Here is a 25,882-nt window from a genome sequence, read left to right on the forward strand (position 1 = left end):
AGAAGCCTCGGCACACTTGCCTCGGCTATTAACTCTTTATCTTCATCAATTTTACTGCAACGGACTTGCCAGCAGGGACAGTTCTGGGTTTGCATCTAATGCCTCACGACAGTAGTCGCAAACGACCCTTACCGTAACATCTCCATTCGTGTTATACGATATTATATCTCTACGCTCATCGGGGGTCAAGAAATGGAAGCCTAACTGCTGCTCCGTGATCGAATTCTGATTAATTTCCCCAACAAAGGTATGACAATGTCTGCAAATATACTTAATCATATATGTATGCCTCCTTCGACTATTCGATTACATCCTAGTATGACCATTCTCCGGAGAAATTAGCCGAATGTGCCATTGTCATTTTCGAATAGTCGACTTGCATACAATGAGTCTGAAGCGGATGGCTTCACTTTATTTATTAAACTTCGCCATCGTCTTTTCGAATGACTCACTCAAACTGAACAGCATGGCTTCGCAGGTGAGGTCCAGTACCTCATCAATCGACTTCATCTCGTCTTTGGAAAAGTTAGATAAGACATAATCGGCAATATTATAGCCGGGTGCAGGCCTGTTCACACCTACTCGAATACGATTGAAGCTTTGCGTCCCAGCGTGTTGAATAATGGATTTAATCCCATTGTGACCGCCAGGGCTCCCCTGATAACGGAGTCGAATTTGACCGAAGGATGTATCCATATCATCATAAACAATCGTAACGTCTTCCAGTTTCGCTTTATAAAAGTCCAAGAACGCTCGCATGGATTCGCCCGAAAGATTCATATAAGTCATCGGTTTAAGTAAATATACCTTCGTACCATTTACCATACCTTCGCCTAGAAGCCCCTTACTTTTATTTTGAAAAGAAGTAATACCCCATTTGGCAGCAAAACGGTCAATGGCCATGAAACCAACATTGTGTCGATTCATCTCATATTGTTTTCCCGGATTACCCAGTCCAATAAAACATTTCATCTTCTTCTAAATCCTCCTAAAGTTAAACTAAAAAACCCTTTGCGGAACCATCATCTAGAGGTTATTGTTTACCTATACAAGGATAAACGACTCCGTCGTCCTTCTGGGACGAGCGCGTTTGTCAAGGTAGATGCGAAGCAAAAGTATAAAACTTATCTTTCTTATCTACTGAAAAACTAACCATCAAATTTAAAGCTGTGGGTGATTCAGTCATATGTATTTAAATGGTCAACAGCTTACAACTGATCTTCATTTTCAGGATCATGCTGAATCCTGTATTCCCGTCCAAGTATACTATCAAAATGTACATAAGGATATAGGCTTCATTGAAATCTACACCTTGTATTTTATCAAAGTAAATAATACATTCTACAACCGAAATACTCACGTTTTTCTTTCGCGACCCGGATATTAAGCGCTTACATCACAGTAATTAAGGATACCCTCCACATATCGTTGAGGGTTCCTTGTCGTTCGTTTGGGCTATACCGGCTGTCCTTCAGTCGCAGCCTCGTTCGATGTTTCTGTTTGTCCAACCTTCTCTTCATTATTTGCTGGCTCATCTACAGCAGTCTCTTTCTGAGGTGCAAGAACCGTGAGAATTAAATCATTAGATTCAGACTTCACTTCAATCCCCGCAGGGATAGTGAGTTGGTTTACTAATAAGTTATCCCCGAGTCCGATGTTCGAAATGTCCACCTTGATCGAACTTGGTATCTGATTAGGCAGACATCGAATCTCCAGCTCATGCATTTGAATTTGAACAATACCGCCTTCTTTGGCCCCTTCTGCTTCACCGATAAATTCCAAACTTACAATCGTTTTAACAGGCTCATTCATATTAATTTGATGAAAATCGATATGGAGCAACCGCTCTCGTTTTAGTTTATCCCTCTGGATCTCGTTAATCATCACTGGTTGCTTGCCACTGCCGTCTGGCATATCCAAATCAATAATAGCATGAGGATTTTGCCGCAGCAGCGCTATTAATTCCTTCTGGTCAACTGTAATGACCGTAGAGGCAACCTTCTCGCCATACACAACAGCAGGCACTCTGCCCTTCGCACGCAGTTGTTTAATATCTGATTTCGTTGTTTCTTTGCGGGATTCCGCTTTTAATGAAAATGCCATAAGAAAAAGAACCTCCTAAGGGTTTTGCTCAGCATCTCGCTTGAATAAGCAGTGCCAAGTGGGTAACAGCTAGTTCATAGCCTACCCAACCTCAAGAAGTTCCATCCAATTTCATCCTCACAAAGTGAGATTTACCGTTCCTATTTTGTGAATTACTCTTTGTTCCGTTTATTTTCCTTCTTCGCTTTAGCTCGCGCTCTAATTTTATCAGCATAGCCAGGCTTGTTGGATTGTCTCTCGCGGGCAATCGCTAGATCGCCATCATCTACGGAATGTGTAATTGTAGAACCTGCAACAACATAAGCACCCTTGCCGATTTTCACGGGAGCAATCAAATTCACATTACTGCCCACAAAGGCATCATCGCCAATTTCCGTTAAGCTCTTATTGAATCCGTCATAGTTCACGGTAATTGCGCCGCAGCCGATATTTACATTCGTACCAACTACCGCATCCCCTACATAGCTTAAGTGAGAAACTTTCGACCCCTCACCCAGCGTCGCGTTCTTAATCTCAACAAAGTCGCCAATTTTCACTTGCTTCCCAATATTAGCGCCAGGTCTTAAATATGCAAACGGCCCCACACTAGCCTCATTATCCACATAGGCATCCTGAAGGACGGATTGTTTAATCGTAACCTCATCCCTAATCGTCGAGTCGATAATTTCCGTTTGCGGTCCAATTGTACATTGTTCCCCAATAACTGTGCGCCCCCGCAAAATAGTACCCGGCAGCAGTACGGTATCCATACCGATGGTAACATCCTTTTCAATATACGTATTAAATGGATCTATAATCGTAACCCCGTTCAGCATGTGCTCACGGTTAATACGCGCCTTGAACAACCGCTCGGCTTCAGAAAGTGCCACACGATCGTTCACACCGATCGACTCTGCGCTGTCAGCCATGCAGTAGCCTTGAACAACTTCTCCAGCGCCTGTCATAATCCCAATGACATCCGTCAAATAGTATTCATTTTGCGTATTATTGTTCGTAACCGAAGCTAGGGCCTTGAAAAGTTTCTGATTATCGAAAATATAAGTACCTGTGTTGATCTCTTGAACAGCTGCCTCCTCACTGCTGCAGTCCTTCTGCTCAACAATCCTTGCTACTCGGCCGTCTTCACCGCGAATAATACGTCCATAACCATGCGGTTCATCGAGTTTGGCTGTCAGAATTGTCGCAGACGCTCCAGACAGTTCATGCAGCTCAATGGTGCTCATCAAGGTGGCTTCCGAAATCAGCGGTGTATCGCCGCAAATGACAACAGTCATCCCTTCCTCTTCGCCAAGAGCATCCTTCGCTTGAAGAACAGCATGCCCTGTCCCCAACTGTTGCTCCTGTAAAGCGTACTCCACTCGATCTCCCAGATGTCCCTTCACGGCTTCCGCCCCGAATCCAACAATGACGAGTGTTTTTGTTACTTCTATATGCTGCAGCGTGTCTACAACGTGTTCCACCATTGGCTTACCTACAACCGGATGTAGCACCTTGTATAGCTTCGATTTCATGCGTTTTCCTTGTCCTGCGGCCAGTACGATCCCCATGAGTTTCAACTAACATCCAACCCCTTTTAATATAAATAGTTACACACTACTATATGTATAATCGACGAGTTCTTCAACCAAATATAGCATCAATACCACCCAAAAGAAAAGAGAGCCCAAGGGCTCTCTCAATAATCTGAATTATGCGCCTTCTTCAATTACCTCTTCTTCTACAGCCGCGCGATCGTATTCAGCCAATACAGCCGCTTGAATTTTCTCACGTGTTGTGGAAGAAATCGGATGAGCGATATCACGGAATTCACCATCCGGTGTTCGTTTGCTTGGCATAGCCACGAACATCCCATTATTACCGTCGATGACACGTATGTCATGAACGACGAACTCGTTATCAATGGTAATGGAAGCAATCGCCTTCATCCTCCCCTCGGAGTTGACCCGGCGGAGTCTTACATCTGTAATTTGCACTTGTGTTCACCACCTTTTTCCATCTCTGAGACTTGGGTGTAATATTCCACATCGTCGTGCAAATTCCTTCTTCTTTTTTTGAAATTTTCGATAATTTTATACAATCTTAATGTTACTGTTAAATTTCGACAGAAATCACAGCAATTAACTCGATTTCGACAAAAACATCACGGGGTAATCTAGCCACTTCGACAGTGGATCTAGCCGGTTTATGGTCTCCGAAGTACGATCCATAAATTTCATTCAGCTCTGCAAACTGATTCATATCCTTCAAAAAAACCGTCGCTTTCACAACTTGATCAAATGATGAACCTGCTGCTTCAAGCACACCTTTCAAATTCGCGAACACTTGATGTGCTTGTTCCTTGATTCCACCCTCTACAATCTGTCCATCCAAGCCAAGTGGAATTTGTCCAGAAGTAAAGAGAAGGTTACCTAACTTTACCGCTTGCGAGTAAGGTCCGATAGCAGCAGGTGCTGCTGTTGTTGAAATAAGTTCCATCGTTTTACGAATCTCCTTTTTTACTGTCAAAATAGTTGCCTGGCTCTACCGTGATTTGCTTCGTCTTGGAATCTACGCCGTATAAACGAGCAAGCGATACGTAGTGATCAACCAAATGCTCTTCAGCCTCACAAGACTCCATGAACACACCAACCCCTTGAACCGAGGCTTTGAATTCCGCTAACAAATCCATCATGCCGTGGATGGTACCACCAACATGCATGAAATCATCAATGATAAGCACCTTAGACTCTTCTTTCAAAGCACGCCTTGCGAGTGACATCGTCTGGATCCGCTTGTTGGAACCTGAAACATAGTTGATGCTAACCGCTGAACCTTCCGTCACTCGACTGTCCCTGCGGACAATCACAACGGGCAGATTCATATAAGTTGCCGTCGCATAAGCAAGTGGAATGCCTTTCGTTTCTACCGTCATAATCACATCAATATCACGACCAGCGAAAGCGGATGCAAACGTCTTGCCAATTTCATTCAAATATTGGGGCTGCCCCATGATATCTGACATATACAAATAACCGCCTGGAAGAATCCGTTCTGGCTGCTGCAGTTGTAAACAAAGGTTCTGTATAAATTTCAGTGATACTTCCTTTGGCACCTTTGGTGAAAATTTCACACCTCCGGCTGCCCCCGCAAGCGTATTCAGCTCGCCTAGTCCTTCTTCTTCAAAAACTTCCTTGATGATCGCTAAATCTTCACTAATGGAGGATTTAGCAGAGTTGTAACGCTCGGCAAAAGTCGTTAAAGGGATTAACGAATGGGGGCGGAATAACAAATATTGCGTCATTTCCACCAGCCTAGCGCTCCTTTTCAACTTTTTCATCGCACTACCCCCAAAAATCCGAATATTATAATGAAAATATACCATTTTTATACGTATTTATTCAAGCTTCTCATGAAAATTATATTAACATGAACTTAACATTAATCTAACACAGTTTATAGAAATGGATGGAGTCATAGTCCGCCCTCTAATCAATGAAAAAGAGCCCTTCGCGGGCCCTGCAACCGTCCTACTTCATCTACGTCAACATCCGCACTGCGTAAACATCCTTACAAAATCCACGCAGCCCGTTATAAATCCGGGGTACCTTCGCTTCCTTGGATACGAGACCGAATACCGTCGGCCCGCTGCCTGACATCAACACACCATCCGCACCAAGCCTCTGCATGCATTCTTTGAGATGTCTCACCTCGGGATAAAGGTCCAGCGTTACTTCCTCAAGCACATTGCCGAGGCTTCCGCAAAGCTGATCGAACCGCTTCTCTCGAATCGCGATTAGCACACCTTCAGTCGAAGGATGATGCTTAATCTCCCGAGCATTCAATTTCCCGTAAATCTCCGATGTGGACACATTAATAGGTGGCTTTGCAAGTACGACCCAGCACTGTGGCGGCGAGACGATTGGTTCCAGCTTCTCTCCGCGTCCTCTAGCGACAGCCGTCCCTCCCGTTACACAGAAGGGTACATCCGAGCCAAGCTCCGCTCCAAGCACCTGCAGCTCTTCCATAGGGATGTTTAAGTTCCAAAGCCGATTCAAACCTCTAAGTGTAGCTGCCGCGTCGCTGCTGCCCCCTGCTAGACCCGCTGCTACGGGGATCTGCTTGTCCAAATGGATGTACACGCCCTGTTTGACGTCGTATCGATCCTTTATAAGGCGTGCCGCCTGAAAGGCTAAGTTCTTCTCATCGAGTGGAATATACCCCGCTTGACTAGAAATGATGATGGTGTCCCGCGAAAGCTCCTGCATTTCGATCCGATCTGCTAGATCTACCATCGTCATGACCATCTCAACTTCATGGTAACCGTCTGATCTTTTATGTAAAACATCAAGGGATAAATTGATTTTAGCCGGTGCTTTTTCAAAAATCTTCATCAGATCACCTTCTTTTGCTCGTTTGCCGTTAAAATATTATAACAAAAGCGCAAAAAAAAAGCTAAAGCATTCGCTTTAGCTGTAGAAGGGACGCAGTTCCGCTTGCGTTACTTGCTGCGTTCCTGCAATTATTTTGATTTACGGTTGTATTGGATTAGAAGATCTATAGGTATTTACATTGGACGTATTCGGCGTGTCGGCAGCAGCTGTATATGAAGATTGCATTTGCTGCGTTCCACTGTATACGTTCTGACTAAAGTTTGATTGAGGCTGTGAATAGGGTTGTTGGGAAGATACAGATTGATAGACAGACTGATTATAATTCGATGGAGTGTAGCTAGACGGATTGGAAGTAGCTTGACTGTAGTTAGGTTGACTGTAGTTAGTTTGATTGAAGTTAGGCTGATTATAGTTAGGTTGAATGTTACTTTGCTGACTGTACGTAGATTGCGTCTGGTTGAATGTAGAAGCCGAAGGGTTATACTGTTTCACCAGCTGTTCCTGAGCAATTTGGATCGCCCGCTTCACCATGTTCCCTGCATCCTTCGTTCGGATGCCCTCCCAGCCCTCACGCTGCACCACATCATAAAACCCTAGATCTTTAGCTAATTCATATTTAAAGCTTTCGGACATGATTCCTCTTCTGCGACTCATAATTGGAACCTCCTTAGAGTTTTGCTATAGTATGCCCAACCTGATGAGGTCCATTCTAATGCAAAAACAGACCCTCAGGGTCTGCTCATATAGGAATGCATTAAGCTAATGTTGGATGTAGGTGATACGAACCTGTCCATCGTCATTACATACGGTAACTTCAACGGATTCGGTAAGGATATCGGCGTAGCTGTACGACACTCGTTTAAAGGCGTGGGATTCTTGATCTAATTTCACAATAAACACAGAAGGGTAGGTTTCTTCTAAAACACCAGAACGCTCGACAGTCTTTCGACGGCCACCATTCGCTCTTAACATGATCTTCTGCCCAACGTGGGGCTCCAAACTGCGTTTGATCTCCAACAGCGCATTTTTTGCCATTGTCAACTACCACCTCTTTCCTAGTTAATTATAACCCATTCAGACAGGCATGTCAAACGCGGTCAAATATTATATCAGCACCACATTCCTGTTGTCAACGGCATTTTTGCTGAATTTTCGAAATCCCCCTCTTACAGGTTGTCTCCAAAGTTCGCAAATTATTCACACTTTTCCACTAAAAAAAGAACACTTACCCAGTCAGCCTCCTCCAATGAGTCGAATGACAGGTAAGTGTTACTACTGCATACCGTATGTTTTGTCGGATCATGTTGCTTTTACATGTACCATAGGAATATTTAAACATGATCTTCCGTATATTGAATACCTGGAACCCCCATGCGATAGCTCCCTCTTGTCTCTACCCCACCTAACCCATCCAAACCTGTCACCGTCAAGTCAACGATATCAAGCATGGATATGGTATCCTTCACGGAAGTATACGACAGTTTAGCCGCGATACAAAGCGGATCTAAGGCGTGAATGAGGATACGAGCAGGAGAACTCGCAAAATTAGCTCCAGCCCTCAGTAGGGCCTCAAAATGAGACTGACAGGCACCAGCCACAATAATCATGGAGTCCCGGTTTCGTTCATACTGCCTAGCGATCTGAACAGCATTGACGAAGTTCTGTGAATTTTTATAGCTGGCCAGGCTGCTTGGACCTCTACCTTTACGTTGTTTAAGTATTCCGTCATGACCGGTAACGACAACAATGTCCGGCTTAATTTGTGGAAGCAGCCTGTGAAGAGCATCTGCCATTTGCGCTTCAGGAATATAAAATCCCTCGGCAGGCACACGCAATTCCCCATAGATCTGCATACTTTTACGTAAGTAAGTAGGATCACCATCTAAGTGCAGCACCTTACCAGGCACTTCGAAGTAGGTTTTATTGGTATTTTGTTTATGGTTTATTAAGAGTTGGTTCTTCTCCTGCAGCTGCACCTGGGATACCGCCAGACGCCGAAGCGATTCCCGAAATTCGGGGGAACTCGATCGGGGATGATCCATGACATCTGTCGGATTTGAAATGGTTAAATCAACTAACGGCGCATCCGCGAGCAGCCTATAATCTACACCTCGCAGGATAGCCTTCAGCTGCTCTATGCGCTCAATCTTAAACATGACGTCTCCGCCATAGGATTTACGGGTAACAAAGTCTCCTTGCCTCATCGCACAAATCCCCTCCTAGGGGTATCCTATGGCGGGACTAGGCATTTGGTGCGGGTTATTTGCAGCCGTGCGCGCGAAGAGCCGACGACAAGCGCGCGAACTCTTCCATACTGAGCGTTTCGCCGCGACGCGAAGGCTCTATGTTAATGCCGAGCAGCAGAGCTTCCAGCTCAGGCTTGTTTTCTTTGGTGAAGAACCGCGCAGCTAGGTTGTTGTAAAGGGTCTTGCGCCGCTGGACGAAGGACGCTTGGACGACGGCGAAGAAGAAGTCCACGTCCGCCACCTCGACCGGCGGGGTTTTGCGCACACGCAGCCGGATCACGGCGGAGTCGACGTTCGGCTGCGGCACGAAGACGGTGCGCGGCACGATCGTGACAAGCTCCGGCTCGCAGTGGAACTGCACGGCAATGCTGAGGCTGCCGTAATCTTTAGTGCCCGGGCGAGCCGCCATGCGGTCGGCCACCTCTTTTTGAATCATCACGACGATATTCTCCAAGGGAAGCTTCTCTTCGAGAAGCTTCATGATGATCGGCGTCGTGATGTAGTAGGGCAGGTTGGCGACGACACTGACGCCGTCCATGCCCTCAAAGTGCTGCCGGAACAATTCCGGCAGGTCGGTCTTCAAGATGTCCCCATGGACAACGGTAGCATGGGGATAAGGCTCTAGCGTCTCGTCCAGGATGGGCAGCAGACGCTGATCGATCTCGACGGCCAAGACGCGGCCAGCGAGCTTGGCCAGCTGCTGCGTGAGCGCCCCAATGCCGGGGCCGATCTCAAGCGCAGCCTTGTTCGGCCCTAGCTCAGCTGCCATGACAATCTTGCTCAGGATATTTTGGTCAATTAGAAAGTTTTGACCCAAGCTCTTTTTGAGCACCAAACCATTTCTCTTAATAATTTGTTTCGTTTTACTCGGTGTTGCTACGTCATCTGCTGTTACAATCACTTCATTGTTGGGTATATTCATGATATAGACCTCATTATCTATAGGTTCTGGATTTCACATTCTTCATTGCAATTTATTTCTACATGCAAAGTCATGTAAGCTCATGAGAGCTCGCTAAATGAATACATATATTCAGTTGGATAATATTGCAGGAAGTGCAACAATTGCTGCTCAAATGCCGTCTTTAGAGAAAAATGGCCATTCTACTTATCAGCTTCCAAATGCTCCAAAGCCGCCTCAAATTCCTCACGCGAGATTTGAAACATCGCACAGCGCTTATAAAACTGCTTGCCATTGCAATAGCCAATTCCTAACGCTTTACCCACTATCAGCCGGCGAGAAGCCGCCTCAGCATGAACAATCAACCCTGCGGCCATGAGATCCTCCATGGTCAGTTGTGAAACCGCACCATCATATTCCGTGCGAAGGCTCTGAAGAGCCTGACGGATCGTCTCAGGCGTCGCATTCTCGACGCCAATATCACCCTTGTACTCAGCCTGCTCCTGCGTAATGAAGGCATGCTTGCAGCCAGGCACCTTGGCTGCTACAATCTTCCGAATCCGTTCACCTGCGTGATCCGGATCCGTGAATATAATAACGCCTCTGCGCTGCTGTGCAAGCGCAATACGCTTTAGCACGGCTTGTCCGATCGCAGAGCCACCTGTTTCAATCGTATCCGCCTCTACCGCTCGGCGAATAGCAGTTGTATCGTCTTTACCTTCGACGACAATCACTTCTTTTATCATAAGCGGTTCCCTTCCAAGTACCAAGGATAAACGACTCCGTCGTCCTACAGGGACGAGCGCGTTTGTCAATGTTGATGCGGAGCTAAAATATAGAACTTATACTTCCATATTCAACGCAGAAAAAGAAGAGGGGTCCCCTCTTCTTTCGCCCAGGTTGTTACCTGGCAACGTATATATGACATTCTTCCCGCTGAAACAGACGTTTACACGTTAATTTTCAGACGGCTTTTTCGGTCCTACCACATACACGGTGTACCCTTGCTTCGTTCCGAATTTATTGGCATAACCATGATCTTCAAAGTATACATCAATCATTTGACCTTTCACACCGCTGCCAATATCTTCAGCACGGCGGAAGCCAATGCCCTCAATGTAAACCCACCATCCGAGTGGGATAACTTTGGGATCAACCGCTATCGTTCTGCCTTCCGACACGGTAGTCCCTGTATAGGTTTTACCAAAACCAGGAGTTCCTTCGGACTTACCTGTAGATGCCACGTCTGCCGAATAAGCAGTCAACTTCACATTCTTCAGGATTTGTTTGTACCCAAATGTTACACCATTCTTCGAAACCTCATCCACACCAGGTGATGAAGCCGAGAGAACAACAACAGGATTTTTCGTGCCCACGGACACGACTTTATTAATACTTTCTGTTTGTACTTCTTCACCCACAACTGCTTCCGCGACTAAAACACCATCTTCGAAAGTCTTTTCTTTCTTCTTCAAGAGTACGCCCTCTTTACCTTCTTGGACGACTTGCTCTTTGCCTTTGAGTAGCGATGCGTCGCTTTTCTTTTCCGTATCGAACGCAATCGGCTCAGTTACTTCCTCCGTCTCTTTTTTCACACGAACGATTTTGATTTCATCGCCCGAGCCCAGAGCGGCTGTCGGTTCGGGAGTTAAACGATCGTGCTCCCCAAGTGCAATATTTAAACGTTGCAATGCACTTTCTACCGTTCTTGCAGTTGTGTAAACAGTGGTGGTCTTTCCATCAGCAGTCAATTGAATCGGTGAGGCATGTTCGATGACAATTTTGTCTCCACCCTTGATTGTTGTCGTTGGCGCAGTAGAAATTTCATCGTGTTCACCAATCTTTATGGCTTGTTCATCCAGTAGGCGTTGCAGGACCCATTGCTTCGTATGCACAACGGTTTCTTGTCCATTCACAACCACGGATACGCTCTTGGTAGCCGTACCGTACAACAACACCAAAAACATGAAAGTCATTGCGATTGAAATTATGGCTAGACTTAAAATCAAACGCAAGTTTTCATGCTTCCATCGCAATGCGAAGGACATGCTGGATGATCGTTTTACATGGGTCTCGCTAATAGAGATACTGCCCACTTCTTCGGTCCTCCTTCAAAGCCTCGCCGCCAGGTTACAGCATGATTAGATTTGACGCGACTAAGGTTTTTTAGTTTAACTTAACGTGTTCGCCATCAGCAGTACGGTGCTATACCGCTGCCTTCTGGTCGTCCCACACCAGTTTGCCTATTCAACATTCATATGAATTCCGGGCAATCTTTAGTCGTCCGAAATGTGTATAGCCCTTTATGAAGACAAAAAGCCAGCAAGAAGAGGACTCTTCTCGCTGGCTTAGTTTGTATAGTAAAATACACAAATAGCACGCACGACAATCGTTACCTCTCTTACGCTTACGAGGTTAGCTGACGGATTCGGACGTGAGAGTCGCCCTACTAAGAGCATACAAAGTATACTCCAAGATTCACCCCTGTTACTCACTCTGTTCACTCAAGAAGTATTCTTCTTCAGCTTACAGTGGTTCCCCCGTTCCCATAAATGGAACTCAGCGAATGGAAAAATGGCAAATTGGTTATTAAGTTATTATGAAAAGTATATTACGCTGTTAATCTTAACCTGTAAAGGGATTGACACCTACTAAAAAGGGCTAAATCGACTAAAATTTGCTTAAATGAACAATTAAACAGCCCTATTTCTACTTATATCTCACTTTAACGTACGTATACTAACTCTTTTCAACTTTTCATCCCTAAACTAGGCTTAAATTACAAATTTGTTTATAATGATCGTATAGGAAAGTGATTCATAAATACCAATAATTTGCTAATCAGGGAGGCAATGAGATGGGCTCCATTCTACAAGTTGACTCTTTATACGGGGGATATTTACCAAAAAAACCTGTTCTTCATGACCTAACCTTTTCTATTCGTCAAGGTGAAATGATGGGTCTGATCGGACTTAATGGTGCGGGTAAAAGTACGACAATCAAAAATATTCTCGGTCTTCTTCAACCGCAAAAAGGATCGATTCGAATCAACGGACTAACTTTAGCTGAGAATCCTTTGTCCTATCGCGCAACCTACGCTTATGTACCCGAAAGTCCTGAGCTCTACGAAGAGCTTACGATCCGCGAACACCTTGAGTTAACCGCTATGGCCTACGGATTGTCGAAGGACGATTATTTGGCTCGATCTAGCTCCCTTTTGGAGCAGTTTCAAATGCAGGACAAGCTGAACAGCTTCGCCAGTCATTTATCCAAAGGCATGAAACAGAAAGTCATGATTATGAACGCATTTCTGATCGAACCCTCGTTATATATTATTGATGAACCCTTTCTCGGCCTCGACCCTTTAGCGATCCGTTCCTTACTCGAATTAATGGTCAAAATGAAACATAAAGGAGCATCATTCCTCATCTCATCGCATATTTTGTCTACAATTGAAAAATATTGCGATAACTACGTTGTCCTTCATCGAGGTCGTATGGTTGCTCAGGGTGATTTAGTCGAATTACGCGGGCAAACCGAACTCCCGGGAGCGTCACTAGACGACATTTTCTATAAGCTCGTACAAGGGGATTCGTTATGAGAAATATGGACATCAACACCCGTACCTTATGGCAGCAAAGATTCGAGCATTATATGAAGGAATCCATGGGCTATTGGCAATATGCAGCGCGTAGTAATTTCATCGGTCTCGTGTTGTTTCTTGTCATCGTTTCTTCCTATTATTATGCAAAAATACTACAGCGTCTTCCGACAGATTATCCCTATCTGTGGATCGTGCTTTTGCTGCTCGTTCCGCTTCTATCTTCAAGCCCCATTCGTACATTGGTAAGGAAAGCAGACCGCATGTTTTTGTTACGTATCGAACATCAAATGAGTGCTTATTTTCGAAGTGGATTCATGTACAGTTTGACACTGCAAGCTTTCGGGACATTTATCGCCTGGGTTATTTTATGGCCGCTTTACCATCACTGTCTTGGCGCTTCAGAGCAGCATTTCTTACTGATGCTTGCATTACTTCTTCTATTAAAGATAGCTAATTTACTAGCGAGCTGGCAGGAAAGTCGCTTTGCTCATGAGCGCACCAGATTAGCTTCGGTTAGCTTTCGCTGGATGGCAACAACCGCTCTCATTTCGCTGCAATTTCTAACTAGTATTTTATGGGCAAGTTGCGCTGCGCTGCTTCTCATTTTCGTATGGTTAGCAGCCGTTCATTTCGTATCTAAATACTTCATCGGTTGGGACTACTTGATCATCAAGGAAAATCAGCAGCAAGCTAGGCTTTATGCCTTTTTCAGCTGGTTCGTCGATGTGCCTCAAATGGGAACGCGAATAGCCCGCCGAAGTTGGATCAGCGGGCTGACACGGTTCATTCCTTTTAGACAAGATGCTGCCTATTTGTACCTGTATATGAAGACATTGCTGCGTACGGAGCTGTTCGCGATCATACTGCGTATCACCTTGTTAGGTGTACTAGCTATAGCCGTTTCAAGCAGCGGTACTGCAAGGACGTTGATCTTCCTGATCGCCCTTGTGATCTCTCTTGTTCAGTTATCGTCGCTAGAGCGCGCTCATCGCTATACGTTCTGGCTAGAGATGTATCCACTCAATCAGAATACGAAAGCCGGTTCATTGGCCTTTATAATTTGGTTAGCCTTACTGCTAGAGCTATGTATTTTAACGATCCCTCTTATGATTCGCTCTTCACCAATCTATCTGCTCGTTCCACTTATCAGTCTCATCTTCATTTCTTTCAGCTGCGGTATTGTGCTTCGCCGTAAGTTCGAGAAAAATGTTCTACTTGAGACCTAACAACCGAATTGCATTGTTTGTTGTTATTTCCGCAATTTCTTCCAAAGTCATACCCCGAATTTCCGCGGCTGTCTCAGCTACCAAGCGAACATAGCCGGTTTCATTACGCTTGCCGCGGAAAGGATGCGGGGTTAGATAGGGAGCATCGGTCTCAATTAACAAACGATCTAATGGAACTTGCGCCAGCACTTCCTTCGGTTGCCTAGCATTCTTAAACGTAACTGGACCTCCAAAAGAAATATGAAAATTCATATCCAGACACTGCTTCGCCGTCTCCCAGCTTCCTGAGAAGCAGTGCATGATTCCCCCAACTTCCTCGGCCTTCTCATCTTTTAAAATGTGCAAAATATCATGATGAGCATCTCGATTATGTATGACGATGGGCATACCCAATTTACGAGCTAAACGAATTTGCTCCCGAAATACCCGCTGCTGTACATCCTTCGGCGACTTATCCCAGTAGTAATCTAGTCCAATTTCTCCGATGGCAACAACTTTCTCATGCTTGCACAACTCTTCAATCCATTCTAAGTCGCCAGGCATCATATCAATAGCATCAACAGGATGCCACCCTACCGTAGAATAGATGAAATCGTACCTCTCAGCGAGGGCAATCGAACTGGGTATGGTCTCCCGGTTGAAGCCTACATTTACTATTCTTGTCACTCCGGCGTCCAGCGCTCTTTGAATCACTTCATCTTGATCTTCATTAAATTGTTCGGCATTTAAATGTGTGTGTGAATCCGTTAGCATCTTTGTTCTCCCTTAACTTGAAATATTCTGCTGCACTTATTTTTCTCGCTAATCTTGCTCACCAAGCAGTGCCCATAAATCAGGATAATTAGTTGCATTCAATCGTTCCAACAGCTCCTCCGGATAATAGACATGATGCTTACCCATTTGGAATCCACTGATGGACTGAACAATCTCAGATCGATGCGTAATTTCCGTTAAAGTCTCCTTATGATCCAGCAGGAAAATAGGCAAATTGTCATCCGTTTCGCCTGGTCTATACACGTCATAGGATTGATTCGACGGAAAATCAATTTCCATGTAATAGGTAGGGTCGAATCCGACCTCAGCCATCACTTTTTCCATCAGCTTGATCTGACGTTGATTAGATTCATCAAAGGTACTGTATTTGTACAACTTACGGTCCAAAAATCGCTTACACATATCGCCTAAAATAGGATCTTTCTCATTACTCCAGAAAGTTAGCATCGTCTGCATAACAGACTCATCCAATAGTAAATAATCTTCCAATGTAATTTTATTCTGAATCAGATGTAAAATGGGTTCCACCATAAAACCAAACGTATAGTCTTCTTCGTATAAATGTTTGGCACGCGCAAAAACTTTGTGCAGCAAAATTTCCGCACTGCGTGTCACAGGATGAAAATATACCTGCCAGTACATTTGATAACGAGACATTAAATAATCTTCTACGGCATGCATGCCGCTTTCCTTGACAACAATATGCCCTTTATAGGGCCTAATAACACGAAGAATTCGCTCTAGATCGAACGTGCCGTAATTTACACCAGTGAAATAGGCATCGCGCAATAAATAGTCCATGCGATCTGCATCCAACTGACTCGACACAAGGCTAACCACAATTTCTTCACTATACGATTTACAAATAACGCCAGCCACTTTTTCGGGAAAATCAGGTGACACTCGGCTGAGGACTTTATTCACATCGGTATCTCCAAGGACAATTCTACATGACCAGTCTTCATGTCTCGTTCCGAAAGCTTTTTCAATGGAATGCGAGAAGGGCCCGTGGCCCAGATCATGGAGCAATGCCGCACAAAGGCAGAGCAGTCGTTCCTCTTGAGGCCAATCCTCATAGTGATTTCGTTCGAATTGTGAAATAATTTTCCGAGTGATTTCGTAAACACCGAGTGAATGAGAGAATCTACTATGCTCAGCACCATGAAAAGTTAAATATGAGGTGCCTAATTGCCTTATGCGGCGCAGTCTCTGAAACTCTCGCGTATTAATTAAATCCCAAATCGTATTGTCTTGCACGTAAATATATTTATGAACCGGATCTTTAAAAACCTTCTCTTCTTTCATCCATTCACAACCTCTCTTTAGCAAATTTAAATAATTTCGACAATTCTCCTCGTTACTTCGACATAATTGTCGTTTTTTGTCGAATTACATATTCCAATTTCTCTGTCTTACTAGGCTAGCCTTTATCTTCGTAATTTTGAGCTTTTTATGGAGGTTACACGTAATATATTCCTTACATCCCCTTATTCTACTTGGTTTTTCTCATATTTTAAACAGAAACTACATTTAAATTTTTTTTGAATTATAAGCTTAAACAGACGAAAATATGGTTGACTATTTTGGGAATCGTTGGTATCATAAAGCAAGAAGTTATGTCGAAACATGACGATATTGATAAATTTTTGATAAAATCGAAAGGGGTTTATATATATGATGAAATCTACGGGAATTGTAAGAAAAGTTGACGAATTGGGTCGCGTTGTTATTCCAATCGAGTTGCGCCGCACGTTGGGAATTGGTGAGAAAGACGCTTTGGAGATTTATGTAGACGGCGAGCGCATCATGTTGAAAAAATATGAGCCTGCTTGTATCTTCTGTGGTAATGCTGAAAACGTATCTTACTTCAAAGGAAAAATTGTTTGTCATATTTGTTTAGCAGAAATGCCAACACCTGTGACAAAATAAGAAAAGTAGTATATAATAGAAGTAGCACTTATCCTATTGGTAATTCTAACCTTTTTCATATCTCCTCTAATCTCTAATTTGTTGGCTTCGGCCACGGATTAGAGATCTTTTTTTGTCCGGAGAACGATATAGCGGAGAGTGCGGCGGGAACGCTGCACTCTCCGCGCGTCTTAGCGCTCGAGTAGTGCATTGTAGACATCGCGCTTGGAAAGCCTGCGATCGCTTGCGACCAACTTCAGTGCATCCTTACGATCACTCCCGCTTTGCTCGTAGTGCTCAACATGCTCAACCAGCGTCATCGCCTCCCACCAGCCGTCGGCTGCTTCGCGGGCTGCCTTCTCCGAGGCGCCTTCGGCGATCACACAGTACTCGCCCTGAGGCGGGTACTGCTCTAAGTGCGCGAGGCACTCTGCGATGGTGCCTCGCAGGAACTCCTCGTACCGCTTCGTCAGCTCGCGGGCGAGACACACCCGGCGCTCCGCCCCCCACACTTCCGCCATGCGGGTAAGTGTTTTCTCTACGCGGTGCGGCGATTCATAGAACAGCAGCGTATCCTGCGCATGCTGCAGCCCTTCAAGCACCTTCGTCTGATCCTTTTTCTCCCTGGGGAGAAAACCGACGAAGGCGAAACGCTCTGTCGGCAAGCCTGATGCAATCAGCGCCGACAGGGCTGCATTCGCGCCGGGGATGGGCACCACCGGCACGCTCTGCTCGACTGCCATCCTCACCAGGTCATAGCCTGGATCGGAGATGGCCGGAAGCCCTGCATCGCTGACCAGCGCGATGCTCTGCCCTTCAAGCAGCAAGCGGATCAGTTCGGGTCCGCTTGCTTGCTTGTTGTGTTCGTGATAGCTGACGAGTCGCGTAGCGACCTCGAAGTGCGTCAGCAGTTTGCGTGTTTGCCGCGTGTCTTCAGCGGCAATCATGCTCACTTCCTTCAGGGTGCGAATCGCACGGAAGGTCATATCTTCTAGGTTGCCTATCGGTGTGGCAACCAAGTACAGCGTGCCTACGCCGCTTCCATCCTCGCGATAGCTCTTTTGCACATTCAAGCTCACTGTTATTTCCCTCTTCACTTTTTTATGATTATGCTTACGATGCTAGTTTTCTTAAGAAAACTCTAAGATTATGCTTACGAAGTAAGATTTCTACGAAAACTCTAAGGAGCTTCTGCCCCCGTAGTAAATTTCTTTCAGCTCTTTACAGTACTCTTGATTGTCATCATAAACAATAAGCGGCGGTAAGGTACGGATCTCTGGCTTTCCATCCTTCATTCCCTCGATCAACACCATCATCGCTTCTTCCCCAGCACGTGCGTGTACATAGCGAATGCGCTTCGGTTCAAGACGATACTGCCTCATTAAGCAGCAGATATCGATTAAACGAGTAGCCCGGTGGACCATCGCTACTTTACCGCCAGCCTTCACCAGTTTTGCGCTTGCCGCAATGACATCTTCCAAGTTGCAATATATCTCATGACGAGCCGCAGCGAAATGCTCATTGGCGTTCTGCTCACCGTTAGGCACAGGCAGATAGGGAGGATTCACCGTTACGACATCAAATTGGCCATGACCTAAAGCTTCATGAATCGTTTTCAGATCCCCTTGGAGCATATGCAGCCGCTCTTCTAACCCATTAATCTCTGCATTACGAACCGCCATATCCGCGAGCCGTTCTTGAATTTCAACGCCCCAAATCTCAGCGCGTGTCCGCGTTGTTAAGAGCAAGGGAACGACCCCATTACCTGTACATAAATCAATCATGCGCCCTTTGGGAGATACACTGCAGAACCGGCCTAGCAGGACAGCATCTAGAGAAAAGCTGAACACTTCATCACTCTGAATAATTTTCAAATCATACGTCAATAAATCATCAATTCGTTCGGTAGGTCTTAACTGTACTTGCTTCATACGTATTCTCCGTCATTTCCTCTCTAGTCTGCACATTATGGAAAAAAACCGTAAGGCATACACCCCTACGGTCAAAATCACTTATTTATTTAAAAAGGATAAGCAAAATAAACAATCTCCCTCGGTCCGAAGGTGTCCATAATACACATTGCAAATATGAAAACCTTCATTATACAAGCGAGTCAAATTATCATAACCTGCTCCAGGTAACGGAAGTGGTTCCTCCGCCTCTCCTACTGGCTGCTCGACAATCGTTTCCTCTTGTCGGATCAGTTTGCGGAGCTGCTGATTCTCTATGCTTAATCTCTTATTTTCTTCGATAAGGTTAATGATCTGTTTCTTTAAGGCTCCCAACTCGGCATAAGTGGCACCCATTCGTTCTTCGATCCCATCTATTTGTCCAAAAATGTCTTGTTTATCCACGCTTTCACCTCTAGTGCCATGCATGCTTACTGGCCAGCGCCTCCTTGGATACTTTGCCTCTACTCTTGTTCTACTACATCATCGAATGGTAAATCAAGTGCTTTACCAAGATCAAACAATTGAACCTTTGCCGTACGCTCTTTGATATTCAATCCAAGTACTTTACCATTCCCAAAAGAAGTGATTACTTGTCTACCTACAGTTGGCAGAGAATCCTTCGCACTCTCGTAGTTATCATGTTCATATTTCAAGCAACACATTAGCCTTCCGCATAATCCCGAAATTTTCGTTGGGTTAAGCGACAAGTTCTGGTCTTTCGCCATCTTAATGGATACGGGTTCAAAATCACCTAAGAACGAGGAACAGCATAGAATTCGCCCACACGGACCTATACCTCCAAGCATCTTCGCTTCATCCCGTACGCCAATTTGACGCAGCTCAATTCTGGTCCGGAAAATACTCGCCAAATCCTTCACGAGCTCACGGAAATCAACGCGTCCTTCAGCCGTAAAATAAAAAATAATTTTATTACGATCAAAGGTATACTCTACGTCTACGAGCTTCATCTTAAGACTATGGTCTTTAATTTTCTCGTGACATGTTTGGAACGCATCTTTGGCTGCTTTCTTATTTTCTTCAACCAAATCAGCATCCGAGTCATCCGCAATGCGAATCACCTTTTTGAGAGGAAGAACAACGTCATTTTCTTTGACATTCTTCTTTCCAACAACTACTTTGCCGTATTCAACTCCGCGAGCTGTTTCAACAATAACGGCACTTTCTTTCTCAATTGGCAAATCAATCGGATCAAAATAATATATTTTACCCGCTTTCTTAAAGCGGACGCCAACTACCGAATACATCTTACACCCCCTGCATCTCCACGAGCATTTTCTCTATAACCAGCTGAGAATTGGCGTTGAAACGCAGTCGTTTTTGTAAATCTACGGCTTGCTCCATCATACGCACCCATACTGAGACATCCCGGCTAAACGCGAGGGAGCTCATCCAGTCCAGCTGATCATTATAAACAAGCTTATCTCTGCGCTCTAGGCGCAACTGCACCATATCTTTAAACCAGAGAATCAACAAGTCGAAAAGACTCGACATATGATCCGCTAGCTCCGTTTTCACAATCCGTTGCTGCACCGTAATCATGGAAGTAGGGAAACGTGTGAGCGTCTCCTTAGCTAATTGTAACACTACGGTTCTCATTTCTGCAAACCAATTCGCAGCAATTAAATCCCTAGCTGCTTGCAATCCTGCCGTTAAATGTGCGGCGGGCTGTACTAGCGATGCGGGATGACCCTCTTGCAAAAGCGTCAAGACCATTTGCTCACGCGGCATTGGCGTGAAATTAATCCACTGCGCCCTCGATTGAATCGTTGGCAGCAGGGCATTGCCGTTCTCTGTAATGAGAATCGCGACCACACGTGAGGTCGGCTCTTCTAGAAACTTTAACAGGCTATTAGCAGCCTGTACCGTCATTTTATCTGCATGATACAGGATATAAATTTTGGTTCCGGAGGCTGTAGCGCGGTAAGCAAACTCCTTTTGCAGCTCACGAATCTGCTCGATCTTAATCGAAGCTCCATCTGGCGTAACCATGTGTAGATCCGGATGATTACGATGCTCGACCTTACGGCATTCCAAACATTCACCACATGCCTCATCGATCCCGTGCTGGCAGTAGATAGCTTTAGCCAAAGCTATGGCCATCTCCGAGCGTCCAGTTCCTACTGGCCCACTAAAAATATAGGCGTGAGACAGCTTGTCTTGCCGCAGCCCGTTCTGCAGAAGCTGCTTAGCCGCCGCTTGCCCCGGTATGGCTTGAAAGGACATTAGAAAATACGCTCCATCCCGAGGATAAACGGCTACACTGTCCTTCCAGGACGAGTGTGTTTACCCAGAAATATAAACATCATATAGCATGAAATATATATTTTCTTATATTTTAAAATAACAAGTTAATCAGCATCCCTCGGATTTCTCCGATTTTGTGCAAAATTTCGATTCGACCCTGCTCATTTTCTAGCAATTCATCTGCTAATGATAGCAGCTCTAGATCGATTTCTTCCAAAAGCTTATATCGTTTCGAACGGCCGCGACGATCCCAACCCTTCGTATCTCTTAAATTGACACCACGGCGAGCGGTTTCCTCTAAAAACTGCTTAATCAGCAGCTTGTATTGGAGAAGTTCTCTCACCGTCATTGCCCGCGACAGCCGATCGCCCTGCAGCGTAATTTGCTGCACCATTTTGGATAGTTGCTCCTGCGTAAATTTCTCGTCCTGCTGCTGCATAATGTCAGAGAAATTCCGGGGGGCCATCTGTGGCGGCGGGACGTTCTCATTCACTTTGACGTTCTTACCGATGGGCTGCCACCCCGGATTAATTTTCAAGACGCATCCATCCTTGTGTATGTCTGATTGACCTAGTAATGCTCGAAGCGCTCCACCGGCAATACGAAAACCGCGGCTCCACCCACTTGAACTTCCACAGGAAATGGAATATAGGAATCCGTCGTTCCTCCCATTGGAGAAACCGGTGTTACAAGCTGTTCCCGAATTTTGCAATTGGTGCGAATGACCTGCATGACCTCTTGCACCCTCTCATCTTCCGTACCAATCATAAAAGTCGTGTTTCCCGCACGTAAAAATCCACCGGTACTTGCCAGCTTCGTGGCGCGAAACCCTTCTTTAATTAAAGCATTAGAGAGACGGTTACTGTCCTTATCTTGTACAACGGCTACGACTAGTTTCATGGGTGATTCCTCCTTTTTATTATAAACTAAGAATGGATTTTTTGCTTTAGCCGGAAATATATTCCTCAAGCAAACGATTACAATCCGTCCATATTTCTTTTGCAATCTCCTCTTCGTTACGGTTTGCATTAACAACTCGTACTCGTTCAGGATGATCAGCTGCAATCTGATGGAAACCTTCCCGTACCCGACTATGATAATCTACATTTTTTTGTTCAATGCGATCCAACTGCTGTGCATTCACTCCTGTGCCCGACGCTCTATGGTGAAGTCTCGCCAAGCTTACTTCCACTGGCACATCTAAGATGTATGTTCGGGTTGCCTGTAGTCCTGAACTGGCATAACGCGAGATGGCTTTAACCATATCTACATCTACGCCAAGTCCGTAAGCCTGATAAGCAACACTTGCATCAATGAAGCGATCACATAGTACAATTCGGCCAGCTGCGAGTGCCGGAAGAATTAACTGATGTACATGCTGTGCTCTAGAAGCTGCATAAAGCAAAACTTCCGCTTGATCCACCATCTCCTTATTCACAGGGTCAAGAATAATACTGCGGATTTGATCACTGATTGCCGTCCCGCCCGGTTCTCTCGTAACGAGGACATCACGTCCTTGTTTCTTAAGCTCCTCAGCCAGTTTCTTAAGCTGTGTTGTTTTCCCAGCGCCGTCTGGCCCTTCAAACGTTATAAATATTCCGTTCACGTTTCCTCCTGCATGCTGCTTTACCAGATCATATAATGGTTTATGTGTATATCTTTAGCTTTTGTGTCTGCCCAAATTCGGTTCCTTGAAACTTGATTCCGTTTGCGGCCAATTGCAACAAGGCTTCGGCCACGGAAACTGAGATAATTTCGCCAGGGTATAAATAGGGAATTCCAGGTGGATAAGGGATTACCATATCCGCAGAACGCTTCCCGACCGCCTCCTGAACACTAACCTGACTAAACGCCCCCTCTGCTCGTGATGCTTTGGCGATATCTCTCATATCAAAAGCAACTGGAGAAGAGATTGGTGTATAGTAGGGTAATTTAAGTATATTCGAGATAGGCGCTTGAAGTTCCTTCTTTTGTATGGGAAGGTCCAAACAAATGTTAGTTAATGCTTCGACAACTCTTAACATATCCGCTCTGGTGGAAGCTGGAGTGAATACAAGAAGAACTTGACGCCCGTCCGTCATTTCGACAAAGCAGCCTTGAGCTTCTAGCCTTTCTTTGAGTTCGGTACCAGATAACGTATTCGTCGCATCATAGATGGCCATTTTAAAAGGATCTGAAGTTTGAACCTCTTGACTCTGATTCCGCGGGAGTTCTCTTGGGTGATAACCGAATGCGGTAAGCTCATCAAGCAGCGACCTGAACTCTTTTACAACAGCAAGTCCCTTCTCTATCCAGTCTCTGCCTTCCTTATGCATCCTCTTTCTCGCCAAATCTAGTGACGCCATTATAGGGTAAGAGGGACTCGAGCTCTGTAGCATAGCAAGCAGCTGTTGGATAGCCCTTCGGTCTATTCGGGGGCCTTGGACATGCAGCATAGCCCCCATGGTCATTGCGGTTAGCATCTTGTGCGTGGATTGTACAACAGCATCAGCCCCTTGCGATAAAGCGGAAGCCGGCACCTCATGATGAAATCCATAGTGCGCACCGTGCGCTTCATCCACTAGCAGCAGCTTACCATGTGCATGCATCAAATCCGCAAAAGGCTTGAGATTAACACCCATACCGTAGTAATTCGGGTTTGTTAGAAAAAGCCCCTTAGCCTCTGGATACAGCACTAGTGCTTGCTTTACATCTTCGATATGTAGACTAGTGGCAACACCCGTTTCCGGATGAATGCCAGGAGCTATGAACACTGCCTTGGCACCGGCCAGCATAAGCCCATGAATGACCGATTTATGTACATTCCTCTGCACAAGAATAATATCATCTTTCTCACATACGGCTGAAATCAGGGCCAAATTCCCCACCGTACTCCCACCTATCAGAAAATACGTTTCCTCAGCTCCAAAGCAATCTGCCGCTAGCTGTTCGGCCTCCCTAATGACACCCTCTGCATGGTGTAAATCATCAAGACCCGTAATTTCCGTATAATCGATAGACATCACCGTCTTTAAGAAGCTTGTCCCTTCATCTAACAAGCCTTGTCCGGATTTATGACCAGGTACATGGAAACTTGAAGGGTTCTTATCGTGATGGGCGACCATTGCTTCAAAAAGCGGCGCACGTGACTGTTTTGAATGTTGGCTGCTCATGTTGACACGACTCCTTGAGCTCCTTGAGCTTTCTATTTTATACCCTTATAGTAGTGGATTGACGCTAAAAAAACAAAAAAGCTTCCATAAGAAGCTTCTCCCATTAATTCATATATTGTTTCGAATTGCCCATATAAAATGCTTTCTTCATCTGCCTCACAAAAAACGGATATTTCTGATCATTTACATTCGTTTTGACCATTTCATTGCTGCACTCATCACAGATAAAGGCCATAATAATATGAATACCGCCAACCCTCTGCTGCTCGCAAATCATACATACCCCTATTCGGTTCTCCTCCATATGATCACCCCACGATCTTTTACTATTAGTATATCCGAATCGCAATTCTCCTAAACTAGCTAAACGCTCATATTTTGGAAGGCATGTGCCGATATAGTCTTATATCAGGTTAACCGCCTTGCGGAGGTCATCAGCATGTCAACGAAACAGGAACCAAATCTCTCCAAACAATCTACCATTTATAGCTATACTTTAATGAAGCGAATATATCATTCCGTGTATAAAATAATTGTTTATTTTTTGCTTCTGCTAATGGCGGTCTTTTACAAATTTGACCCTTCGAACTGGCTGCCGCTCTTAGTCAGCTATCCGCTTCTTCTTATCTTCCATTCTTTGCTCATCCGGATCTATTTTCAGTTTACAATTGGAATGGCCATGAGGGGCTGGTCTTACCGCTTAGGTGTCTTTTGGTGTGGATTCTTGCCAGAAGGAAATGCCTCCATACGACTGGTATCCAGAATACAGCTTACTTTATTTTGGATTGGCCTTGCTATGATAACACTTCTTTATCCATGGATACCTGATAAATGGTTAATCCATCTCACAATTTTTCACTTCTGGATGCTCATGCCGCGGCTGTGGATGCTTTTCCGGTTTCGCCCGTACCGCAAAGCTGGATTGATTAAGATCACAGATAAGGACACGTCTTGTTACATGCAGTAGCTGTTTTTGAAATGAAAAAAGAGCCCCTATGGGCTCTTTTTTGTTATAAAGAATGGATCGATAGTGGAATAGCGGCCTTTTGGAGCTTCTATTTTGTTGATAACCGTTTGAATCCCGCCATTTCTTTGAAAATAAAAGCCTTTAGCGTATGCTATTTGCTTGATTTCGCTAAAAACCAAGGAAATAGAAGCCTTTAGGGACTCCTATTCCGGAGTTTCGGATTTTAGTTTTACTCGCCTCTTTGTTGATTTGTTCAAATAGAAAATGAACCTTACTAGGATTTCTCCTTGTAAGGTTCATTCGTGTGCTTGGCAACGTTCTACTCTCCCAGAACCCTGCGGTTCAAGTACCATCGACGCTGGAGGGCTTAACGGTCGTGTTCGAGATGGGAACGCGTGGGTCCCCTCCGCCATC

General features: G+C 45.0%; 30 protein-coding genes, 1 rRNA gene, 1 pseudogene and 1 riboswitch. Of the genes and pseudogenes, 5 read left to right on the plus strand and 27 right to left on the minus strand.

Annotated features, from left to right (window positions below; all coding sequences use genetic code 11):
• Window positions 1-51: 51 nt before the first annotated feature.
• The 14 genes and pseudogenes from fin to AC58UU_RS36080 form a co-directional block, all read right to left on the minus strand.
• Complete coding sequence (fin, locus tag AC58UU_RS36015) at window positions 52-279, minus strand: anti-sigma-F factor Fin (RefSeq protein ID WP_029197996.1); 228 nt, start codon at window positions 277-279, stop codon at window positions 52-54.
• 132 nt (window positions 280-411) lie between these two features.
• Complete coding sequence (gene pth, locus AC58UU_RS36020; RefSeq protein WP_029197997.1) at window positions 412-972, minus strand: aminoacyl-tRNA hydrolase; 561 nt, start codon at window positions 970-972, stop codon at window positions 412-414.
• Between the two features lie 483 nt (window positions 973-1,455).
• The gene (locus AC58UU_RS36025) at window positions 1,456-2,103 is read right to left on the minus strand and encodes a 50S ribosomal protein L25 (RefSeq protein ID WP_497322295.1); all 648 of its coding nucleotides are present in this window, start codon (window positions 2,101-2,103) and stop codon (window positions 1,456-1,458) included.
• A gap of 152 nt (window positions 2,104-2,255) precedes the next feature.
• Window positions 2,256-3,659, minus strand: coding sequence for a bifunctional UDP-N-acetylglucosamine diphosphorylase/glucosamine-1-phosphate N-acetyltransferase GlmU (gene glmU, locus AC58UU_RS36030; protein WP_497322296.1), 1,404 nt, complete (start codon window positions 3,657-3,659; stop codon window positions 2,256-2,258).
• 132 nt (window positions 3,660-3,791) lie between these two features.
• On the minus strand, window positions 3,792-4,076 hold the full coding sequence (gene spoVG, locus AC58UU_RS36035) for a septation regulator SpoVG (RefSeq protein ID WP_028557369.1): 285 nt from the start codon (window positions 4,074-4,076) through the stop codon (window positions 3,792-3,794).
• Between the two features lie 118 nt (window positions 4,077-4,194).
• Window positions 4,195-4,578, minus strand: coding sequence for a RidA family protein (locus AC58UU_RS36040; RefSeq protein WP_171690726.1), 384 nt, complete (start codon window positions 4,576-4,578; stop codon window positions 4,195-4,197).
• A 4-nt stretch (window positions 4,579-4,582) separates the two neighbouring features.
• Window positions 4,583-5,419 (minus strand): pur operon repressor, encoded by an 837-nt coding sequence (gene purR, locus AC58UU_RS36045; RefSeq protein ID WP_497322297.1) that lies wholly within the window; start codon window positions 5,417-5,419, stop codon window positions 4,583-4,585.
• 199 nt (window positions 5,420-5,618) lie between these two features.
• On the minus strand, window positions 5,619-6,473 hold the full coding sequence (gene ispE / locus AC58UU_RS36050; protein WP_497322298.1) for a 4-(cytidine 5'-diphospho)-2-C-methyl-D-erythritol kinase: 855 nt from the start codon (window positions 6,471-6,473) through the stop codon (window positions 5,619-5,621).
• 483 nt (window positions 6,474-6,956) lie between these two features.
• A pseudogene (locus tag AC58UU_RS36055) lies at window positions 6,957-7,127 on the minus strand (small, acid-soluble spore protein, alpha/beta type); the annotation flags it as partial.
• 105 nt (window positions 7,128-7,232) lie between these two features.
• A complete protein-coding gene (gene veg, locus AC58UU_RS36060) occupies window positions 7,233-7,508 on the minus strand; it encodes a biofilm formation stimulator Veg (RefSeq protein WP_028557365.1) in 276 nt (91 codons plus the stop codon).
• A 296-nt stretch (window positions 7,509-7,804) separates the two neighbouring features.
• On the minus strand, window positions 7,805-8,677 hold the full coding sequence (gene yabG / locus AC58UU_RS36065) for a sporulation peptidase YabG (RefSeq protein ID WP_497322299.1): 873 nt from the start codon (window positions 8,675-8,677) through the stop codon (window positions 7,805-7,807).
• A gap of 55 nt (window positions 8,678-8,732) precedes the next feature.
• The gene (gene rsmA / locus AC58UU_RS36070) at window positions 8,733-9,641 is read right to left on the minus strand and encodes a 16S rRNA (adenine(1518)-N(6)/adenine(1519)-N(6))-dimethyltransferase RsmA (RefSeq protein WP_171690729.1); all 909 of its coding nucleotides are present in this window, start codon (window positions 9,639-9,641) and stop codon (window positions 8,733-8,735) included.
• Window positions 9,642-9,823: 182 nt separating this feature from the next.
• Complete coding sequence (rnmV, locus tag AC58UU_RS36075) at window positions 9,824-10,366, minus strand: ribonuclease M5 (RefSeq protein ID WP_497322300.1); 543 nt, start codon at window positions 10,364-10,366, stop codon at window positions 9,824-9,826.
• A gap of 210 nt (window positions 10,367-10,576) precedes the next feature.
• Window positions 10,577-11,716, minus strand: a complete 1,140-nt coding sequence (locus AC58UU_RS36080) for a resuscitation-promoting factor (RefSeq protein ID WP_497322301.1) — start codon at window positions 11,714-11,716, stop codon at window positions 10,577-10,579.
• Window positions 11,717-12,009: 293 nt separating this feature from the next.
• Window positions 12,010-12,195, minus strand: a riboswitch (cyclic di-AMP (ydaO/yuaA leader).
• 282 nt (window positions 12,196-12,477) lie between these two features.
• On the opposite strand from AC58UU_RS36080, the gene AC58UU_RS36085 reads away from it, so the two are divergent.
• A complete protein-coding gene (locus AC58UU_RS36085) occupies window positions 12,478-13,221 on the plus strand; it encodes an ABC transporter ATP-binding protein (RefSeq protein WP_497322302.1) in 744 nt (247 codons plus the stop codon).
• Window positions 13,218-14,450 (plus strand): ABC transporter permease, encoded by a 1,233-nt coding sequence (locus AC58UU_RS36090; RefSeq protein WP_497322303.1) that lies wholly within the window; start codon window positions 13,218-13,220, stop codon window positions 14,448-14,450. The genes AC58UU_RS36085 and AC58UU_RS36090 overlap by 4 nt, the downstream gene beginning before the upstream one ends.
• Here AC58UU_RS36090 and AC58UU_RS36095 read toward each other — a convergent pair.
• Window positions 14,436-15,203, minus strand: a complete 768-nt coding sequence (locus AC58UU_RS36095; RefSeq protein WP_497322304.1) for a TatD family hydrolase — start codon at window positions 15,201-15,203, stop codon at window positions 14,436-14,438. The two genes, AC58UU_RS36090 and AC58UU_RS36095, sit on opposite strands and share 15 nt — an antisense overlap.
• Window positions 15,204-15,251: 48 nt before the next feature.
• Window positions 15,252-16,529, minus strand: a complete 1,278-nt coding sequence (locus tag AC58UU_RS36100; RefSeq protein ID WP_497322305.1) for an HD domain-containing protein — start codon at window positions 16,527-16,529, stop codon at window positions 15,252-15,254.
• A 369-nt stretch (window positions 16,530-16,898) separates the two neighbouring features.
• On the opposite strand from AC58UU_RS36100, the gene AC58UU_RS36105 reads away from it, so the two are divergent.
• A complete protein-coding gene (locus AC58UU_RS36105) occupies window positions 16,899-17,153 on the plus strand; it encodes an AbrB/MazE/SpoVT family DNA-binding domain-containing protein (RefSeq protein WP_028557356.1) in 255 nt (84 codons plus the stop codon).
• 170 nt (window positions 17,154-17,323) lie between these two features.
• On the opposite strand, the gene rsmI is transcribed toward AC58UU_RS36105, so the two are convergent.
• The 10 genes from rsmI to AC58UU_RS36155 form a co-directional block, all read right to left on the minus strand.
• The gene (rsmI, locus tag AC58UU_RS36110) at window positions 17,324-18,211 is read right to left on the minus strand and encodes a 16S rRNA (cytidine(1402)-2'-O)-methyltransferase (RefSeq protein WP_497322306.1); all 888 of its coding nucleotides are present in this window, start codon (window positions 18,209-18,211) and stop codon (window positions 17,324-17,326) included.
• A gap of 90 nt (window positions 18,212-18,301) precedes the next feature.
• Entirely contained in the window at window positions 18,302-19,063 is a 762-nt protein-coding gene (locus tag AC58UU_RS36115) for a tRNA1(Val) (adenine(37)-N6)-methyltransferase (protein WP_497322307.1), read from the minus strand.
• Window positions 19,064-19,144: 81 nt separating this feature from the next.
• The gene (gene yabA, locus AC58UU_RS36120) at window positions 19,145-19,486 is read right to left on the minus strand and encodes a DNA replication initiation control protein YabA (RefSeq protein WP_029198494.1); all 342 of its coding nucleotides are present in this window, start codon (window positions 19,484-19,486) and stop codon (window positions 19,145-19,147) included.
• Window positions 19,487-19,545: 59 nt separating this feature from the next.
• A complete protein-coding gene (locus tag AC58UU_RS36125; protein ID WP_171649141.1) occupies window positions 19,546-20,349 on the minus strand; it encodes a PSP1 domain-containing protein in 804 nt (267 codons plus the stop codon).
• A 1-nt stretch (window position 20,350) separates the two neighbouring features.
• Window positions 20,351-21,328 (minus strand): DNA polymerase III subunit delta', encoded by a 978-nt coding sequence (holB, locus tag AC58UU_RS36130; RefSeq protein ID WP_497322308.1) that lies wholly within the window; start codon window positions 21,326-21,328, stop codon window positions 20,351-20,353.
• A 112-nt stretch (window positions 21,329-21,440) separates the two neighbouring features.
• A complete protein-coding gene (locus AC58UU_RS36135; RefSeq protein ID WP_029198491.1) occupies window positions 21,441-21,887 on the minus strand; it encodes a YaaR family protein in 447 nt (148 codons plus the stop codon).
• A gap of 32 nt (window positions 21,888-21,919) precedes the next feature.
• Window positions 21,920-22,249, minus strand: coding sequence for a cyclic di-AMP receptor DarA (gene darA / locus AC58UU_RS36140; RefSeq protein WP_029198490.1), 330 nt, complete (start codon window positions 22,247-22,249; stop codon window positions 21,920-21,922).
• A gap of 46 nt (window positions 22,250-22,295) precedes the next feature.
• Complete coding sequence (gene tmk / locus AC58UU_RS36145) at window positions 22,296-22,955, minus strand: dTMP kinase (RefSeq protein ID WP_497322309.1); 660 nt, start codon at window positions 22,953-22,955, stop codon at window positions 22,296-22,298.
• A 40-nt stretch (window positions 22,956-22,995) separates the two neighbouring features.
• The gene (locus AC58UU_RS36150; RefSeq protein WP_497322311.1) at window positions 22,996-24,501 is read right to left on the minus strand and encodes an aminotransferase class I/II-fold pyridoxal phosphate-dependent enzyme; all 1,506 of its coding nucleotides are present in this window, start codon (window positions 24,499-24,501) and stop codon (window positions 22,996-22,998) included.
• Window positions 24,502-24,604: 103 nt separating this feature from the next.
• Entirely contained in the window at window positions 24,605-24,805 is a 201-nt protein-coding gene (locus tag AC58UU_RS36155) for a sigma factor G inhibitor Gin (RefSeq protein ID WP_497322312.1), read from the minus strand.
• Window positions 24,806-24,940: 135 nt separating this feature from the next.
• Here AC58UU_RS36155 and AC58UU_RS36160 point away from each other — a divergent pair, with 135 nt between their 5' ends.
• On the plus strand, window positions 24,941-25,468 hold the full coding sequence (locus AC58UU_RS36160) for a hypothetical protein (RefSeq protein ID WP_497322313.1): 528 nt from the start codon (window positions 24,941-24,943) through the stop codon (window positions 25,466-25,468).
• A complete protein-coding gene (locus tag AC58UU_RS36165; protein ID WP_497322314.1) occupies window positions 25,453-25,665 on the plus strand; it encodes a hypothetical protein in 213 nt (70 codons plus the stop codon). Before AC58UU_RS36160 ends, AC58UU_RS36165 begins: the two co-directional genes overlap by 16 nt.
• A gap of 109 nt (window positions 25,666-25,774) precedes the next feature.
• Here the strand turns inward: AC58UU_RS36165 and rrf are convergent.
• A 5S ribosomal RNA gene (rrf, locus tag AC58UU_RS36170) occupies window positions 25,775-25,882 on the minus strand; the annotation flags it as partial.

The organism is Paenibacillus sp. JT22N1 (assembly GCF_059692155.1).

Excerpts from the sequence above, each read along its gene's own strand:
- yabG (WP_497322299.1), bottom strand. The coding sequence starts at position 8,677 with ATGAGGCAAGGAGACTTTGTTACCCGTAAATCCTATGGCGGAGACGTC.
- AC58UU_RS36105 (WP_028557356.1), top strand. The coding sequence starts at position 16,899 with ATGATGAAATCTACGGGAATTGTAAGAAAAGTTGACGAATTGGGTCGC.
- darA (WP_029198490.1), bottom strand. The coding sequence starts at position 22,249 with ATGAAACTAGTCGTAGCCGTTGTACAAGATAAGGACAGTAACCGTCTC.
- AC58UU_RS36100 (WP_497322305.1), bottom strand. The coding sequence starts at position 16,529 with ATGAAAGAAGAGAAGGTTTTTAAAGATCCGGTTCATAAATATATTTAC.
- rnmV (WP_497322300.1), bottom strand. The coding sequence starts at position 10,366 with ATGATAAAAGAAGTGATTGTCGTCGAAGGTAAAGACGATACAACTGCT.
- pth (WP_029197997.1), bottom strand. The coding sequence starts at position 972 with ATGAAATGTTTTATTGGACTGGGTAATCCGGGAAAACAATATGAGATG.
- AC58UU_RS36155 (WP_497322312.1), bottom strand. The coding sequence starts at position 24,805 with ATGGAGGAGAACCGAATAGGGGTATGTATGATTTGCGAGCAGCAGAGG.
- AC58UU_RS36095 (WP_497322304.1), bottom strand. The coding sequence starts at position 15,203 with ATGCTAACGGATTCACACACACATTTAAATGCCGAACAATTTAATGAA.
- rsmA (WP_171690729.1), bottom strand. The coding sequence starts at position 9,641 with ATGAATATACCCAACAATGAAGTGATTGTAACAGCAGATGACGTAGCA.
- AC58UU_RS36040 (WP_171690726.1), bottom strand. The coding sequence starts at position 4,578 with ATGGAACTTATTTCAACAACAGCAGCACCTGCTGCTATCGGACCTTAC.
- AC58UU_RS36025 (WP_497322295.1), bottom strand. The coding sequence starts at position 2,103 with ATGGCATTTTCATTAAAAGCGGAATCCCGCAAAGAAACAACGAAATCA.
- holB (WP_497322308.1), bottom strand. The coding sequence starts at position 21,328 with ATGTCCTTTCAAGCCATACCGGGGCAAGCGGCGGCTAAGCAGCTTCTG.
- fin (WP_029197996.1), bottom strand. The coding sequence starts at position 279 with ATGATTAAGTATATTTGCAGACATTGTCATACCTTTGTTGGGGAAATT.
- AC58UU_RS36125 (WP_171649141.1), bottom strand. The coding sequence starts at position 20,349 with ATGTATTCGGTAGTTGGCGTCCGCTTTAAGAAAGCGGGTAAAATATAT.
- AC58UU_RS36090 (WP_497322303.1), top strand. The coding sequence starts at position 13,218 with ATGAGAAATATGGACATCAACACCCGTACCTTATGGCAGCAAAGATTC.
- AC58UU_RS36115 (WP_497322307.1), bottom strand. The coding sequence starts at position 19,063 with ATGAAGCAAGTACAGTTAAGACCTACCGAACGAATTGATGATTTATTG.
- AC58UU_RS36150 (WP_497322311.1), bottom strand. The coding sequence starts at position 24,501 with ATGAGCAGCCAACATTCAAAACAGTCACGTGCGCCGCTTTTTGAAGCA.
- AC58UU_RS36085 (WP_497322302.1), top strand. The coding sequence starts at position 12,478 with ATGGGCTCCATTCTACAAGTTGACTCTTTATACGGGGGATATTTACCA.
- purR (WP_497322297.1), bottom strand. The coding sequence starts at position 5,419 with ATGAAAAAGTTGAAAAGGAGCGCTAGGCTGGTGGAAATGACGCAATAT.
- ispE (WP_497322298.1), bottom strand. The coding sequence starts at position 6,473 with ATGAAGATTTTTGAAAAAGCACCGGCTAAAATCAATTTATCCCTTGAT.
- veg (WP_028557365.1), bottom strand. The coding sequence starts at position 7,508 with ATGGCAAAAAATGCGCTGTTGGAGATCAAACGCAGTTTGGAGCCCCAC.
- AC58UU_RS36160 (WP_497322313.1), top strand. The coding sequence starts at position 24,941 with ATGTCAACGAAACAGGAACCAAATCTCTCCAAACAATCTACCATTTAT.